The following is a 14300-nucleotide window of genomic DNA, read 5'->3' as shown; positions in this document are numbered from 1 at the left end:
GGACACCCATGACTGACCACCTGCACAACATCTCTCTGCCACCACAAATAGCAGCGGCCTACCGGGACCAGCTCGACTGCCTCTTTCCCCGTGTCGGCGAGGTGTTTCCCGATTGCATCGCCAAAGCCGCCGCCAGCCTCAGCCCGGCGGGGATGAGCGCGTATATCGATGCGGCGCGGACGCTCTGCAAACTCGGGCGGGGTGAAGAGCCGACCCTGATTTTTCTCGAAGAGTGGCCGGATATCGGCGCGGTGCTGGGCGATTCTGCTCTGGAGCCAGTCATGCAGATGGTGCAGCACATGCAGCGCTCACCCAACGGCAACGCCATTGGCGGATTTCTGCAAACCCTGGCACCGGTCACCCGCGCCCTGCAGAGCCGCGAGTTACTGAGAGATTACCTGAATACGCTACGCGACATGATGGAACGGACCACCGGCTCCATCCACGGCCATCATCAGACCCACCCCAGCCCCGGTCTACCCGATCTGCTGCGCCAGGCGCCTGCTTTACTACAGTGGTTGACGGTGGATGGCCTGCGCAACTGGGTGAACTACGGGGTGCGTAATTATCTCCAGCACCCTGAACGCCAAAAAGATTTCTTCTCACTACAGTCGGCCGACAGCCGGGCGGTGATGCAGCGCGAACGACATGGCACCCTGCTGGTGGATGTCGAACGCAAGCTGGATCTCTATCTGCGCGGACTCTGGCAGGACAGCGAAGTACTGGTGCCTTATTCCACCGCTTTTGATGTGCTGCGCAAGCCGCAGCCTTACTATGACTCACTCGGTATGCGGCTGCCGGATGTGCTTGACGACCTGCCGGGCGCCCGTGCCCTGGACCGGTATCGCGCGACACTGGCGCACATGGTCGGCCACCGGCGCTGGTCAACGCCGCAGATAGCGGATAACTGGAGCCCGTTCCAGCGCCTGGCGGTGGAGTTTTTTGAGGATGCCCGCATCGACACCCTGCTCATCCAGAACTATCCCGGTCTGCGGGCGCTATTCCTCGCGCTGCACCCCAAGCCTGCTGAAGAGGCCTGCGATCCGGAGACCACCTCCTGCCTGCGCCATCGCCTGGCGATGCTGTCGCGGGCGCTGCTCGACCCGGAACACGGCTACCGTAATCCCGTGCTCAAGGACTTCGTCGGCCGCTTTCACGGGGAACTCGCGGGCGGCAATGCCGACACGGCGAGCATGGCCCGGCTGGCGCTGGATTATGTCACCGCCACGCGCCGCCAGAGCGATCAGTTCGCCAAAGTGCATTTCGCCGATACCGAGATCAGCTACCGCGACGACAATCGCGGGCTGTGGCGCTTCATTGAAGCGGGCGATGAAGAAGAATCCATCGACGAGGAGCGCCGCACTGCGCCGGATCCTGAAGCGCAGGGCCTGCCGCCACGCCACTATCCTGAGTGGGATTACCTAAGCCAGAGCTACCGACCGGACTGGGTCAGCCTCTACGAAGGATTGCACGCCTCGGCGGCATCAGCAACGATTGATCAACTGCTCCTCAAGCATGCGGCGCTGGCCAGACGGCTAAAACGCCTGCTCGACCTGCTCAAACCGCAGGACAAAGTGCGCATCCGTTATCAGGAAGAAGGCACCGAACTGGACCTGGATGTCGCCTTGCGTTCGTGGATCGATTTCAAGAGCGGCAGCCCCCCCGATCCACGCATCAACATGAGCCATCGTACGGCGGGCCGCGACATCGCCGTCACGTTGCTGCTCGATCTCTCCGAATCACTGAACGAGTCCGTCAAAGGCGGTGGTGACGGCCAGACCGTACTGCAATTATCGCAGGAAGCGGTATCGTTGCTCGCCTGGTCCATCGAACAAATCGGCGATCCGCTGGCGCTTGCGGGCTTCAACTCCAATACCCGCCATGAAGTGCGCTACCAGCACATCAAGGGTTTCTCCGAACCCTGGGGAGACACCGTCAAGGCCCGTCTGGCGGCACTCCAAGCCGGTTATTCAACCCGGATGGGCGCCGCCCTGCGCCATGCCGGACACTATTTGTCGGCACGCAAGGCCGACAAGAAACTGATGCTGATACTCACCGATGGTCGGCCCTCTGACATCGATGTGCAGGATGAGCGTCTCCTCATTGAAGATGCCCGTCAGGCGGTCAACGAACTGGATCGCAACGGCATCTTCACCTACTGCATCAGCCTTGATCCCCAGGCCGATGCCTATGTTGCCGACATTTTCGGCCGTCAGTACACGGTCATCGACCATATTGCCAAGCTGCCGGAAAAACTACCGGAACTATTTATCGCCCTGACCAGATAACGGTTCCCTACTCCGGCAACAAACGCGCCGCTTCCTGATCCAGCAAAAAATCCCGGAAGGCCTGGGTGGCCGCCGAAAGACGCTTACCCTGACGATGCACCAGATACCAGTGGCGTTCAATGGGTAACCCTTGCACATCCAGCACCGCCAGGCGCCCCGCCAGCAACTCTTCCCGCACCGTATGCAGAGAAGCGATGCCCAGCCCCATACCTGCGCGCACCGCATGTTTGATCGCTTCGTGGCTGCTGACTTCAATGCTCGCATGCAGAACGATGCCGGCCTTTTCGAAAAATTGTTCCACCGCGATTCGCGTCCCCGAACCCGACTCCCGCATAATGAAGGGATAAGCCGCCACCGCTTCCAGCGTAATCGCCCTGACCTGAGCCAGGGGATGATTGGGCGCGGCGATGATCACCAGCGGATTGTCCAGAAAAGCCGTCGCTTCCAGCGACAAACCCGCTGGTGGCCGCCCCATGATGGCAACATCCACTTCATTCTCCGCCAACTGATGGAGCAGGGTCTCCCGGTTCGTAACATCCATACTGACCGTCACCTGCGGGTGCAATTTACTGAAAGCCGCCAGCAGATAAGGTGCGACATACGCTCCAGTGGTCGCCACGCTGATATGAATATGCCCCCCGGACAGCCCCTTGAGGTCATTGATCACCTGTACCGCCTCATCCAACTGCTGGGTGATGGCTGCACTGTAGCGCGCCATTTCCCGCCCCGCTTCAGTGAGATAAATCTGCCGTCCCAGTTGTTCAAAGAGCGGCAGTCCGACTTGCTCTTCCATCTGGCGGACCTGCATAGATACGGCGGGTTGGCTGAGATGAAGCGACTGCGCCGCGCGGGTAAAGCTCTGATGCTTCGCCACGGCGGTAAACACCTGTAACTGGCGAAAGGTGAGATGCATGCTCATGGCGCTTTCCTGTAGTGGCTACTTAACGCAATACTGCACACCATTATATCAGCATTACCTTATGACCCGATACCCATACACTTCAATCATTTTCTGTAGTTTGGCGTGGCAATGCGCGTAGAACTCCGCGCTGCATAATCGCAGTCGATAATTTTCAGGAAGAAACCGCGTTCCCGTTCGGCTGGGGAACTGATAATATCTATCCAGCAGCGGCCCCGGACGATTTTTGAAGGCGAGCGCATGGAACTTGGGAAGTCGGGGTCGTTTCTCCAGGCCGACAGGGCGCAGCGGACCGAAAAGCCAGGCATGCGTATTGTTTGGCAAATGGTGTCTTTACTCGCCATATTTTTCGCTATACCGGCTTGGGGATCAGGGACAGAGCGCGTCGTGCCCATCCTGCTCTATCATCGTTTTGGTCCCGTGGTGCGAGATGCCATGACCGTTCGCACGATGGTCTTCGCGGCACAGATTGAATACCTGAGGAGCCATGGCTACCAGATTGTCCCGCTCAGGGAGGTCGTGGCATATATTCGTGGCGTTGGACCCCCTCCCCCTCCCCATTCCGTGGTAATCACCGCGGATGACGGGCACCAGTCGGTGTACACGGACATGTTTCCCCTGGTGCAGCGCTACCATATCCCGGTGACGCTCTTTATCTATCCCTCCGCCATATCCCGGGCGTCTTACGCCCTGACCTGGGATGAGTTGCGGGTCATGCACGACTCAGGGCTCGTGAATATCCAGTCCCACACCTACTGGCATCCGAACTTCAAGATAGAAAAGAAACGCCTTTCCCCCCAGGCATACGAGAAGTTCGTGGCCATGCAGTTGGAAAAATCCAGGGCGAAGCTCGATCAGGAACTGGGGATCAAGGTGGACATGCTCGCCTGGCCCTTCGGGATCTACAATGAGGATCTGATCAAGAGCGCCGCGACGGCGGGATATATCGCCGCCTTCACCATGGTAAGGGTGCCTGCCGGGCCATCGGATAACGTGATGGCCCTCCCGCGCTATCTGGTCACGGACCGGGATACGGGCAAGACATTGGGAAGACTGTTGACCACGGACTCCAGATAAACGAGGTGAGTTGTGAAGGGTTATAAAAACATAAAAAACATATGCGCTTCGTTACTTGCAGTCTTGTTGCTCGTCTCGGAGAGCGCTGCCGCCTACAGCGGGATGGTCGTGGACGCCTTGACGTGCAAACCGATCCCAGGGGCATTTGTAACCTTGGGTGATTCGGTCGTACGCACGGTCCAGGATGGCCATTTTCAGATCAGCGGGCAAGGGACCGTGCTTGGCCTCAGGGCCTACGGCTACAGGCGCCGCGAGGTCCCCGTCGGAGATCTCAAGGAGGATGAAACCCTATCCCTCGCGCCTTTCAAACCCAAGGCCCTTTATTTGTCTTCCTACGGAGCGGCCAACACGCGTCTGCGGGAATCCGCTCTTGATATCATCGGCAAGACAGGCCTCAACGCCGTAGTGATCGATGTAAAAAGCGACCGGGGAATGATTGCGTACAAGACCGACATTCCTCTGGCGACGAAGATCGGCGCCCAAAAAATTATCACCATTAAACATATCAAGCGACTAATGGACGATTTGCATAAAGAAGGCATCTACACCATTGCCAGGATCGTGGTTTTCAAGGACAACGTCCTCGCATTGGCGCGACCGGATCTGGCCGTCAGGACCGCGGGCGGTGCCATCTGGAGGGATCGGGAGGGCCTCGCCTGGACCGATCCTTTCAGCAAGCAGGTATGGAATTACAACATCGACGTCGCCGTCGAGGCCGCCAAGGACGGCTTCGACGAGATCCAATTCGACTACGTCCGCTTTCCCGACGCCAAGGGCCTGGCGTTTTCCCGGTCGAGTACCCAGGAAAGCCGAGTCTCGGCAATTTCCGGATTTCTCGCGGAGGCCCGCAAGCGCTTGATTCCTTATAATGTCTTTCTTTCCGCGGATATTTTTGGTTATGTGATCTGGAACCGCAACGACACCGGGATCGGCCAAAACCTGGAGGAGATGGCGCAGCAGGTCGATTATATCTCTCCCATGCTCTATCCATCGGGTTTTCAGTATGGTATCCCCGGCTACCCCAACCCCGTTCTCCATCCGCACCAAATAGTTTACCGCTCGCTGCGCAAGGCCGAGGAAAGAACGGGGTTGCCGGCCGTGCGCTTCCGCCCCTGGCTGCAGGCATTTCGTGATTACGCCTTTGGCGGGAAACCCTTCGGGGGCGAGGGGATCGCGGCGCAGATCGATGCGGCGCAGACTTTCGGATCGGACGGATGGATGCTGTGGAACCCCCGTAATGTCTATACTACGGCAGGACTCCCGCCGAAGTCGGGGCTGGCCCCACCGACCGGGTGTCAGCCCGCGGGGCCGCAGGGATTCGTCATGGGCGGTGGGTCCATGTTGATCAACGGTGCCAATTCCTGCAAAGCCTGCCAGTACACGCGGCGCTTGAAGGCAATGATTTCATTCACCGGCATCCAGTAATCCACCCAGCGCCAGTCCTCAAACTCCGGCTGCCGGGTGCGCAGGTTAATTTCCGCCTCTTCGCCTTCAAAACGAAGTAAAAACCATATCTGCTTCTGCCCACGATAACGGCGCCGCGAGGTGCGATGACGGGCACAGGGCACTTCGTAGCGCAACCAGCCCCGCGTCCTGCCAAGAATACAGACCTTGGCGGTCCCCACCTCTTCTTCCAGCTCACGAAACATCGCCTGTTCCGGCGTTTCCGCATAATCAATGCCGCCCTGGGGGAACTGCCAGGCATTTTCACCCCGGCGTTTGGCCCACAGCACCTGATTGTGTTCGTTACAAATAATCATGCCCACATTGGGGCGATAGCCGTCCGCGTCTATCATGTTCATCGTCTCTGCCGATGCATTTATGCTGCAATATAGCACGCAGACGGGCCAGCGTCAGTCCACTCCCGCGTGCAGCAGATCCAGTGGATAGCGTTTGCCCACCTGATAATCGGCCATACAGCGCTGCACCATGACACTGCGCATCTCCCCTTGGCGCGCCACCACTTCCCCCGGAGTCAACCAGACTGGACCGATAATGCCCGCATCCAGGGCACGGCTCATGTCCCGGGGGCCAAGGCGCCCCCCGAAAGCAAAACGCAGGTAAGTCAGGTTTTTCTCGGGAAATTCCCAGTGATAAACGCCCGTCAGATATTCCGGCTGGAAGGTATAGCCCGTTTCCTCCAGGGTCTCGCGGACCACTGCATCCAACAGCGTTTCACCGGGGTCCCAGTGGCCGGCAGGCTGATTGAAACAGCGCCGCCCCCCCACCATCTCTTCCACGAGCAGAAAACGGCCGTTCTCCTCTACAACAGCGGCTACCGTCACATGCGGCGCCCAGATCATGGGACTTTCTCCATCGTACGCTCTGGTTCCGTGAGTTCACGCCATTGCCCGGGAGGCAGATCGCCCAGCACAAAAGGGCCGAAGGCCTCTCGCTGCAGGGTCAGCACCAGATTATCCAGAGCGGCAAACATCCGCCGGACCTCATGGTATCGCCCCTCCGTCAGGGTCAGCAAGACCTCCTGATCTGTCAGGCGCTGCATTGCTGCGGGACGACACGGAGTCTCTTCACCTTCCAGCATCAGAGTTCCCGCAGCCAGGATATCCGCCGCATCGCCCCGCAACGGCTCCTGCAGGGTCACCCGATACACCCGGGGAATGGCGCGGCGCGGGCTCGTCCAGTGGTGCAGCCAATCCCCATCATCGGTGAGCAGCAAGACACCACTAGTCTCGCGGTCCAGACGTCCGACACTGCTCAGCGACGGGCGTCGGTAGCGCCAACGCAAGGGGAAATCCTGATAGATGGCGCGCGGATCATCGTGAGCACAAACCTTGCCCAAAGGTTTGTGATAGAGCAGATAGAGGGCATGGGGATGATCAATAGGCTCCTCATCCACCCAGACCAGCGCCACATCCACTTTGGCAGAGGCTTTGCGCAACAATTCTCCGGCCACGCGCACCCGCCCCTCGCGCAACAGATCACGCACTTCGGAACGGCTGCAATATCCCAGGCGAGACAGTAAATGATCAATGCGTTCGGCGGATTTTTGCATAGGGTGTAGTTTAGCCTGTGGGGCAGGCTGACGAAAAGCCTTTAAACCACTATGATCACGTCATAATCATGTGGAGCGGAATGCGTCATGACGACCGAATATACCCTACCCCCGGAATGGGCCCCGCAACGCGCGGTACAACTTACCTGGCCGCACCCCGATAGCGACTGGGCGCCGCGCCTGGAGGCGGTGCTGCCCGTATTCGCCAGGATTGCCCGTGAAATCAGCTTCCGCGAAGAAGTACTCATTGCCTGCCATAACGCGACCAGCGTCAAGGTCTGTAAGACATATCTGCGGCACGCCGGTGCCGACCTCGCGCACTGCCATCTCCACACCGTTCCCAGCAATGACTCCTGGACCCGCGATCACGGTCCCCTCATCCTGCAGAATCCTGCCGGTCAGCGTAAACTGATGGACTTCGCCTTCAATGCCTGGGGCCTCAAATTCCGCGCCGACCTGGATAACCAGATTACTCGCCACCTGCATGCCCAAGGCGCTTACGGAAACGCGGCACTGGAGATTTCCGGGATGGTTCTGGAGGGCGGCAGTATTGAAGTGGACGGCGCGGGCACCCTGCTGACTACCAGCGCCTGCCTGCTCTCGCCCAACCGCAACCCGCAATGGTCAGCGGCGCAAATCGAGGACGCCCTCCGCGCCCAGCTCGGCGTAGAACGCATTCTCTGGCTGCACAGCGGCCATCTGGAAGGCGATGACACGGATGCCCATATCGACACTCTCGCCCGCTTCTGCAACCCGCACACCATCGCCTACCAGAGTTGCGATGACCCCGACGACAGTCATTTCGCCCCGCTCCAGCAGATGGCTGCGGAGCTCAGCGCCTGCCGCAACCGTAACGGCGAGAACTACCACCTGATCCCTCTGCCCTGGGCACAAGCGCAGTTTGACGAAGAGGGCAACCGTCTCCCCCTGACCTATGCCAACTTTCTCATCCTCAACGCCGCCGTCCTGTTGCCCACCTATGACGACCCCGCCGACCACATTGCACAAGAACGTCTGCAACGCATCTTCCCTGACCGGGAAGTGATCCCGGTCCCCTGCGGCGAGTTGGCCCGTCAGCACGGCAGTCTGCACTGCGTCACCATGCAGTTGCCGCGTTAAAGCCCATACTGTGCCATACCTTGACAGGAGCGCATCGCTCCGCCATCGTGGCCTAAAATTGCGAGGGTCCCATGCTCTACTTTCCGGATATCAATACCGTTGGCTTCCAGCTCGGCCCCATCACCATTCATTGGTACGGACTGCTGGAAATCATCAGTTTTGTCATAGCCACCGTCTGGCTCATCCGGCGCGGCCGCATGGCGCACTGGAACTGGCGCAAAGAACAGGTCGTCGACCTGGAGTTTTATGTGGCCGTTGGCGCTATTCTGGGTGGCCGGGTAGGCTACGTGCTCTGGTACAACCTCCCCTATTACCTCACCAACCCTATGAAAATTCTGGCCATATGGGATGGCGGCATGTCCTTTCACGGCGGCCTCCTGGGCGTCGTCATCGCCTGCTGGGCATTTGCGCGGCTCCATCAACAACATGCCTTTCTGCCCACGCTGGACTTCATCGCGCCGGCCGTGCCTATCGGGTTGGGTCTGGGACGTCTCGCCAATTTCATCAACGACCAACTTTTCGGCCGTGTCAGCGATCTCCCCTGGGCCATGGTTTTCCCCGCCGGTGGTCCGCAGCCCCGGCAGCCATCGCAACTCTATGAATTTCTGCTGGAAGGCATCCTGCTCCTGCTGATTCTGGCTGTCTACAGCCGTAAAGCGCGTCCTGCCGGTGCCGTCGGCGGCATGTTTGTCCTCTTTTATGGCATCTTCCGTTTCCTCGTGGAGTATACGCGGCAGCCGGATATTCAGTTGGGCTTTGTCTTCGGTCCCTACACCATGGGTCAGGTCTTATCCGTACCCATGATTATTCTCGGCCCGCTGGTAATCTGGTGGGCCTATAAGGGCGGGTTCGCCGAATCACCCAAAACCACACTGGCAGCCGATAATTAGCTGCCGCAGCTCACCTCTGCATAATGCCCATGGCTGAGCTCAACCCGCCACAGCAGGAAGCGGTAAAACACATTCACGGCCCCTTGCTGGTGCTGGCCGGGGCCGGCTCGGGCAAGACACGGGTCATCACGCAGAAAATCGTCCATCTCATCCGCGAGCAACAGATAGCCCCCCGTCACATCTGCGCCGTGACCTTCACCAACAAGGCCGCCCGCGAGATGAAAAACCGCGTCGCGGAGGCTTTGCAGGGCCATAACAGCCGGGGTCTGATGGTCTCCACCTTTCATCATCTCGGCTTACAAATCCTGCGCAAAGACATCGAGCGCCTGGGTTATCGCAGCAACTTCAGCGTCATTGACCCTGACGACAGCTTAGGCATGGTGCGCAACCTGCTGCGCGAGGCGAGCGGCCCCAGCGATCTCGCCGAAGCCATTCAGGCGCGTATCTCCCGCTTCAAGAATGACGGTTTCTTCCCCGAGGAAGCGCATGCGGATGACCGTCTCGGTCAGGAGGCCGCCAACATATACGCGCCATATCAGCGCTCCCTCAGTGCCTGCAACGCGGTGGATCTGGATGACCTTATCCTCCTGCCCACCCGCCTGCTGCAAGACAACGAAGAAGCCCGCCACGACTGGCAGGACCGCATCCGCTACCTGCTGGTGGATGAATATCAGGACAGCAATGGGGCACAGTACCGCCTGGTGCAAACGCTGCTGGGCACCCGTCACAACCTGACAGCGGTGGGAGATGATGACCAGAGCATCTACTCCTGGCGGGGTGCCGCCGCCGACAACCTGCATCGACTGGCGCAGGATTTCCCCAACCTCAAAGTCGTCAAACTGGAGCAGAACTACCGCTCCACCGGCCGCATTCTCCAGGCCGCCAATGCGGTCATTGCGCAAAATCCTCACCTCTTTGAAAAACGCCTGTGGAGCACGCTGGGCGATGGCCACAGTATCCGCGCTCTGCGCTGCGCCAATGAGGTCGACGAGGCGGAGCAAGTAGTCAATGCCATACTCCGCGATCGCTTCCAACGACAGGGGGAATACCGCGACTACGCCATTTTGTATCGTAGCAACCATCAGGCCCGCCCTTTTGAAGCGGCACTGCGCAATGCCCGCATTCCTTACCAGATATCCGGCGGTCTCTCCTTCTTTGAACGCAGTGAAATCAAGGACTTTTTGTCCTATCTGCGGCTACTGGTCAACCCCGACGATGATCCCGCTTTCCTGCGTGCGGTCAACACCCCACGGCGGGGCATCGGCAGCGGCACACTGGAGCGCCTGGGCGCTTTCGCCAAGGAACGCAACCTCTCGCTGTTCGCCGCGCTTTGGGAAGATGCGCTGGAGTTGCCTGAAAAGGCGCGCACTGCCCTGCACAGCTTCGCCGGCTGGGTGAATCTTAAGGCCGACGAAGTGGACAAGGCCGAACTTATCCCGGCCTTGCAGAGCCTACCCGAAGAAATCGGCTATCTGCAGTATTTACAGAATGAAGGTGACAAAAAAGATGTAGGACGCCGTTGGGAGAATATTCAGGAACTTCTGAGCTGGATGCAGCGCTTGCAAGAACAGGACGAGGGTCCGCAAACCCTCGCGGAAATACTCAACCGCCTGATGCTCTTCAACGTACTGGAGCGCGCGGAAGACGACGACCGCGATGTACTGCGCCTGTCCACCCTGCACGCCGCTAAAGGGCTGGAGTTTCCCCAGGTGTTTCTGGCGGGTGCCGAGGAAGAACTGCTGCCGCACCGCAACAGCGAAACCCCGGAGCAGATTGCAGAAGAACGCCGCCTCTTCTATGTAGGCATGACGCGCGCCCGCTTCCGACTGACTCTGAGTCTCTGTCGCAAACGACGCCGCTACGGCCAGGACGTCCATCCGAAGCCGTCCCGCTTCCTCCAGGAAATTCCTAAAGAGCACCTGGACTGGCAGGGTGATCAGGATCCTGAAGAAGAAATGGATCCGGCTGCCGCCTTCGCCCGACTGCGAGGGATGCTCGGCAAAACCTGATAAATATTATTTGCCACACACAAAAGCGAGGGGGCGATCCACACCACCGGATCGCCCCCCGCTCTGTATCCCGCACGGGTTGCGGGGAGCTTATCTGCCTTTACCCAGCGACGTTACCCATGGCTTTGACGCGAGCCGAGAGCCGACTCTTGGTGCGCGCTGCCATATTGCGGTGTGTCACACCCTTGCCCACCGTCTTGTCGATGACCGACTCCGCGGCGCGCAACGCGATGCGTGCCTGCTCCTGATTGCCGATATGTACGGCCTTCAGCACACCCTTCACATAAGTGCGCAGGCGCGAGCGCAGACTGGCATTGTGCAAGCGCCGTTTTTCATTTTGTAATACGCGCTTGCGCGCCTGAGCTGTATTGGCCAACTTTAGTACTCTCCATATCCACAATCCCGCGACTGCGGGAAATTAAGTGGCGTATTTTGGCGCCATCGCCCAACCCTGTCAACATCAATACACATGCGAAAAATCGCCCGACACGGCAACAGCGGTGCTGAATGCCCTGATTTACTCCACCATTACGTGCACATGCTCTGGTGCCACCTGCACCCACAGCTCGGTGCCTACCAGCAGCGACCTGCCTGCGCACTGCATGCGCGGTAACAGCATATCGAGACACAAAGTGCCCCCCATTCTGACGCGCAAGGCAACTCCCTCCTCGCGCAGTGCCGCAACCTGCAATTTCAGGACATTCGGCGCCGCGTCACCCAGAACCTCGCCCAGCACGAGGTCCTCGGAACGAATGGCCACGGTCACCGCCATACCCGGACGCATGCCGTGCTGCAATTCGGCACGCAAACGCCAGTCGGCTCCCGCCACCACCATTCCGGATCGCTCTATTTCCGCAATGCGTCCCGTCAGGAAATTACGAAACCCCAGCAAACGTGCCGCCCTCATAGTGGCGGGTCGCGCAAACACTGCACGGGGAGGCCCCTCCTGCACAACGCGCCCATCCAGCAATACGGCCATATGATCGGCGAGCATCGCCAGGTGTGGATCATGACTCACGGCCAGCACCGGCACCCCAAAGTCGTGGACCTCACGGATGAGTTCGTCCAGAATTTCATCGCGGGTGGCCATGTCCAGCGCCGAGGTGGGCTCATCCAGCAGCAGCAATTCAGGACGCCGAGCCAGAGCGCGGGCGAGCGCCACCCGCTGGCGTTGCCCGCCGGATAGCGCCGCAGGATAGCGCTCCGCCAAATCAGCAAGCCCCACGCGCGTTAGCAAATTCATCGCCTGCGCGCGGCGATCTGCGCCCCTGGGCAGCGGAAAGGCGACATTTTCCCAAGCCCGCAGGTGCGGGAAAAGCGCATAGCCTTGCGGCAAATAGCCGATGGGCCGCCGCTCGGCAGCAAGCCCGGCGAAAGGATGCCCACGCGCTGGAATCAGGCCAGCGATGGCCTTCAACAGCAAAGTCTTGCCCTCCCCGGAAAGGCCGAGGAGAACGGTGAAATCCCGCACTTGCATCTGAACGTCCAGCACCACCGGCTTTTCTAACTGATAGCGAATGTCCATGGGTTTAGCACGGCACCATCAAAACATCCCCTGCCGACGCGAACGCAGCCCCAACCACAACGGTAAAGGCACCGCGACCAAAAAGAAAACCCAGAGCAGAGGATAAACCGCACTCAATCCGATATCCTGCAGATTGACCCAAAGCTTCACCGGAATTCCCTGCGGGAAATACGCCACAATGAGCACGATACCAAACTCTCCCATAGCCCGCACCCAGGCCAGCGCCACCCCGGCCATCAGCCCCAGACGTGCCAGAGGCAACGTCACCAGCCAGAAAGTCTGCCAGCGGTTGCGCCCCAGGGTACGGCTGATCTGCTCCAGCTCTTCAGACACTCCCTCGAAAGCCGCCCGCGCTGCCAGCACATAGTAGGGCATGGCTCCGTAGATCTGTGCCAACACAAAGGCTGGTGCGGTATTGGTCAGATAAAGCCCCGTCTGACGGAACAAACCACCCACCGGTGCATAAGGCCCGTAAAAGGAGCTCAGCAAAATACCCATAGCCAGAGGCGGAGTCAGCAGCGGCAGCAACAGCAAGGCATCCACCAACCATTTGCCGCGATAATGACAATGCGCCAGCCACCAGGCGAGTGGCGTCCCCGCCAGCACCACCAGCATAAGCGCCAGACCGCTATAAAACAGGGAAACCCGGATAGCACCGAGATCACCGGGAGCAAACTGAAAATCATGCCAGTCCGTGGCAAAAACCAGTGCCGCAAAAGGCGCCAGCAGAAAAACCAGAACAGCGGCCGCCGTAAGCGTCGCCAGCCAGCGTGCGGGTGGCTGGCGTGACGCGACAATGGCTAGAGTCGTCGCATCACTCAAATGGCGTTCCCATTTGGCCCGCCATGGGCAGCCTGGCGAACACCGGGACCATACACGGTGCCATAAACAACACGCTCCGCATCCATAGTCGCATCGTTGTTCTCCATTGGATATTTCCAAGATCGATTTATATCGGTGACTACGAAAAGGGTCAAGCGAACTCAGGCACCATGCCAGACAAAATCTCCCTTGGGGCATTTTTATGCTAAGCTTGTAACGTCATACATCAAAGCGGGACGCCAACCTGCAAGCTTTTGAAGAGTTACAGATGACAAAGAGCGTAAAGACCATGCACTGGACCATTCTCATCAGATCCCATCCGGACGCCGGCGGCAATCCCGTTCTCCAAGGCCTGCGCATGGCGGCGGCAGCCGTCGCCGATGAGATCGTGGTCAGTGTATTTCTGGCTGAAGGGGCCGCATCACTCGCACTCCATTCGGAAAATCTGGAAGCGCGGCGACGTGTCCACCACGACCTCATCGCGGAGGTTCAAGAATTAGGGGCCGAAATTCACGTGATCGGCCTCGAATGGCTACACACGGTTGAAAATCGGGGCTTGATTCCCGGTATTAAAATGGCGAGCATGAAAACCCTCGTTCGCCAGATGAAACTCTCTGATCAGGTCATCACGCTCTAAA

At 59.1% G+C, this 14300-nt stretch carries 13 protein-coding genes and 1 pseudogene; 7 read left to right on the top strand and 7 right to left on the bottom strand.

The features are described 5' to 3' along the window. The first annotated feature begins 8 nt into the window (after positions 1–8). Positions 9–2288 (top strand): nitric oxide reductase activation protein NorD, encoded by a 2280-nt coding sequence (locus tag PJU76_RS04405; protein ID WP_271780644.1) that lies wholly within the window; start codon positions 9–11, stop codon positions 2286–2288. Positions 2289–2295: 7 nt separating this feature from the next. Here the strand turns inward: PJU76_RS04405 and PJU76_RS04400 are convergent, their stop codons facing one another. Next, positions 2296–3207, bottom strand: coding sequence for a LysR family transcriptional regulator (locus PJU76_RS04400; protein ID WP_271780643.1), 912 nt, complete (start codon positions 3205–3207; stop codon positions 2296–2298). A 240-nt stretch (positions 3208–3447) separates the two neighbouring features. Between PJU76_RS04400 and PJU76_RS04395 the strand changes: the two genes are divergently transcribed. Beyond that, a complete protein-coding gene (locus PJU76_RS04395) occupies positions 3448–4284 on the top strand; it encodes a polysaccharide deacetylase family protein (RefSeq protein ID WP_271780642.1) in 837 nt (278 codons plus the stop codon). Between the two features lie 102 nt (positions 4285–4386). After that, positions 4387–5469, top strand: a pseudogene (locus PJU76_RS04390) (putative glycoside hydrolase); the annotation flags it as partial. A gap of 110 nt (positions 5470–5579) precedes the next feature. On the opposite strand, the gene PJU76_RS04385 reads toward PJU76_RS04390, so the two are convergent. From PJU76_RS04385 to PJU76_RS04375, 3 genes are read right to left on the bottom strand one after another with little or no spacing between them, the layout of a single operon-like run. After that, a complete protein-coding gene (locus PJU76_RS04385) occupies positions 5580–6080 on the bottom strand; it encodes an RNA pyrophosphohydrolase (protein WP_334212496.1) in 501 nt (166 codons plus the stop codon). Positions 6081–6137: 57 nt separating this feature from the next. Continuing rightward, positions 6138–6587, bottom strand: a complete 450-nt coding sequence (locus PJU76_RS04380) for an NUDIX hydrolase (RefSeq protein ID WP_271780640.1) — start codon at positions 6585–6587, stop codon at positions 6138–6140. Further along, the gene (locus tag PJU76_RS04375) at positions 6584–7297 is read right to left on the bottom strand and encodes a pseudouridine synthase (protein ID WP_271780639.1); all 714 of its coding nucleotides are present in this window, start codon (positions 7295–7297) and stop codon (positions 6584–6586) included. The genes PJU76_RS04380 and PJU76_RS04375 overlap by 4 nt, the downstream gene beginning before the upstream one ends. A gap of 87 nt (positions 7298–7384) precedes the next feature. Here PJU76_RS04375 and PJU76_RS04370 point away from each other — a divergent pair, with 87 nt between their 5' ends. The 3 genes from PJU76_RS04370 to PJU76_RS04360 all read left to right on the top strand — a co-directional run bounded on the left by PJU76_RS04370 (position 7385) and on the right by PJU76_RS04360 (position 11315). Then, the gene (locus PJU76_RS04370) at positions 7385–8416 is read left to right on the top strand and encodes an agmatine deiminase family protein (protein WP_271780638.1); all 1032 of its coding nucleotides are present in this window, start codon (positions 7385–7387) and stop codon (positions 8414–8416) included. A 71-nt stretch (positions 8417–8487) separates the two neighbouring features. Beyond that, positions 8488–9306, top strand: a complete 819-nt coding sequence (gene lgt, locus PJU76_RS04365) for a prolipoprotein diacylglyceryl transferase (RefSeq protein ID WP_271780637.1) — start codon at positions 8488–8490, stop codon at positions 9304–9306. Between the two features lie 29 nt (positions 9307–9335). After that, positions 9336–11315 carry a UvrD-helicase domain-containing protein gene (locus PJU76_RS04360; protein ID WP_271780636.1) on the top strand — a complete coding sequence of 660 codons (1980 nt, stop codon included), beginning with the start codon at positions 9336–9338 and terminating at the stop codon, positions 11313–11315. A 100-nt stretch (positions 11316–11415) separates the two neighbouring features. On the opposite strand, the gene rpsT is transcribed toward PJU76_RS04360, so the two are convergent. The 3 genes from rpsT to PJU76_RS04345 all read right to left on the bottom strand — a co-directional run bounded on the left by rpsT (position 11416) and on the right by PJU76_RS04345 (position 13662). Continuing rightward, positions 11416–11691 (bottom strand): 30S ribosomal protein S20, encoded by a 276-nt coding sequence (gene rpsT, locus PJU76_RS04355; RefSeq protein WP_064219339.1) that lies wholly within the window; start codon positions 11689–11691, stop codon positions 11416–11418. A gap of 141 nt (positions 11692–11832) precedes the next feature. Further along, on the bottom strand, positions 11833–12840 hold the full coding sequence (locus PJU76_RS04350; RefSeq protein WP_271780635.1) for an ABC transporter ATP-binding protein: 1008 nt from the start codon (positions 12838–12840) through the stop codon (positions 11833–11835). An 18-nt stretch (positions 12841–12858) separates the two neighbouring features. Then, positions 12859–13662, bottom strand: a complete 804-nt coding sequence (locus PJU76_RS04345) for an ABC transporter permease (RefSeq protein ID WP_271780634.1) — start codon at positions 13660–13662, stop codon at positions 12859–12861. Positions 13663–13930: 268 nt separating this feature from the next. Between PJU76_RS04345 and PJU76_RS04340 the strand changes: the two genes are divergently transcribed. After that, entirely contained in the window at positions 13931–14299 is a 369-nt protein-coding gene (locus PJU76_RS04340) for a hypothetical protein (protein ID WP_271780633.1), read from the top strand. The last annotated feature ends 1 nt before the right edge of the window (position 14300 follow it).

Origin of the sequence: Acidithiobacillus ferriphilus (assembly GCF_028215975.1) — a bacterium.
GTDB lineage: Bacteria > Pseudomonadota > Gammaproteobacteria > Acidithiobacillales > Acidithiobacillaceae > Acidithiobacillus > Acidithiobacillus ferriphilus.
This window is presented reverse-complemented; position numbering and strand designations above follow the sequence as displayed.

What these genes read in the sequence shown, in the direction of transcription:
- PJU76_RS04405 (WP_271780644.1), top strand. Translation starts at nt 9, where the DNA reads ATGACTGACCACCTGCACAACATCTCTCTGCCACCACAAATAGCAGCG.
- PJU76_RS04400 (WP_271780643.1), bottom strand. Translation starts at nt 3,207, where the DNA reads ATGAGCATGCATCTCACCTTTCGCCAGTTACAGGTGTTTACCGCCGTG.
- PJU76_RS04395 (WP_271780642.1), top strand. Translation starts at nt 3,448, where the DNA reads ATGGAACTTGGGAAGTCGGGGTCGTTTCTCCAGGCCGACAGGGCGCAG.
- PJU76_RS04385 (WP_334212496.1), bottom strand. Translation starts at nt 6,080, where the DNA reads ATGATAGACGCGGACGGCTATCGCCCCAATGTGGGCATGATTATTTGT.
- PJU76_RS04380 (WP_271780640.1), bottom strand. Translation starts at nt 6,587, where the DNA reads ATGATCTGGGCGCCGCATGTGACGGTAGCCGCTGTTGTAGAGGAGAAC.
- PJU76_RS04375 (WP_271780639.1), bottom strand. Translation starts at nt 7,297, where the DNA reads ATGCAAAAATCCGCCGAACGCATTGATCATTTACTGTCTCGCCTGGGA.
- PJU76_RS04370 (WP_271780638.1), top strand. Translation starts at nt 7,385, where the DNA reads ATGACGACCGAATATACCCTACCCCCGGAATGGGCCCCGCAACGCGCG.
- lgt (WP_271780637.1), top strand. Translation starts at nt 8,488, where the DNA reads ATGCTCTACTTTCCGGATATCAATACCGTTGGCTTCCAGCTCGGCCCC.
- PJU76_RS04360 (WP_271780636.1), top strand. Translation starts at nt 9,336, where the DNA reads ATGGCTGAGCTCAACCCGCCACAGCAGGAAGCGGTAAAACACATTCAC.
- PJU76_RS04350 (WP_271780635.1), bottom strand. Translation starts at nt 12,840, where the DNA reads ATGGACATTCGCTATCAGTTAGAAAAGCCGGTGGTGCTGGACGTTCAG.
- PJU76_RS04340 (WP_271780633.1), top strand. Translation starts at nt 13,931, where the DNA reads ATGACAAAGAGCGTAAAGACCATGCACTGGACCATTCTCATCAGATCC.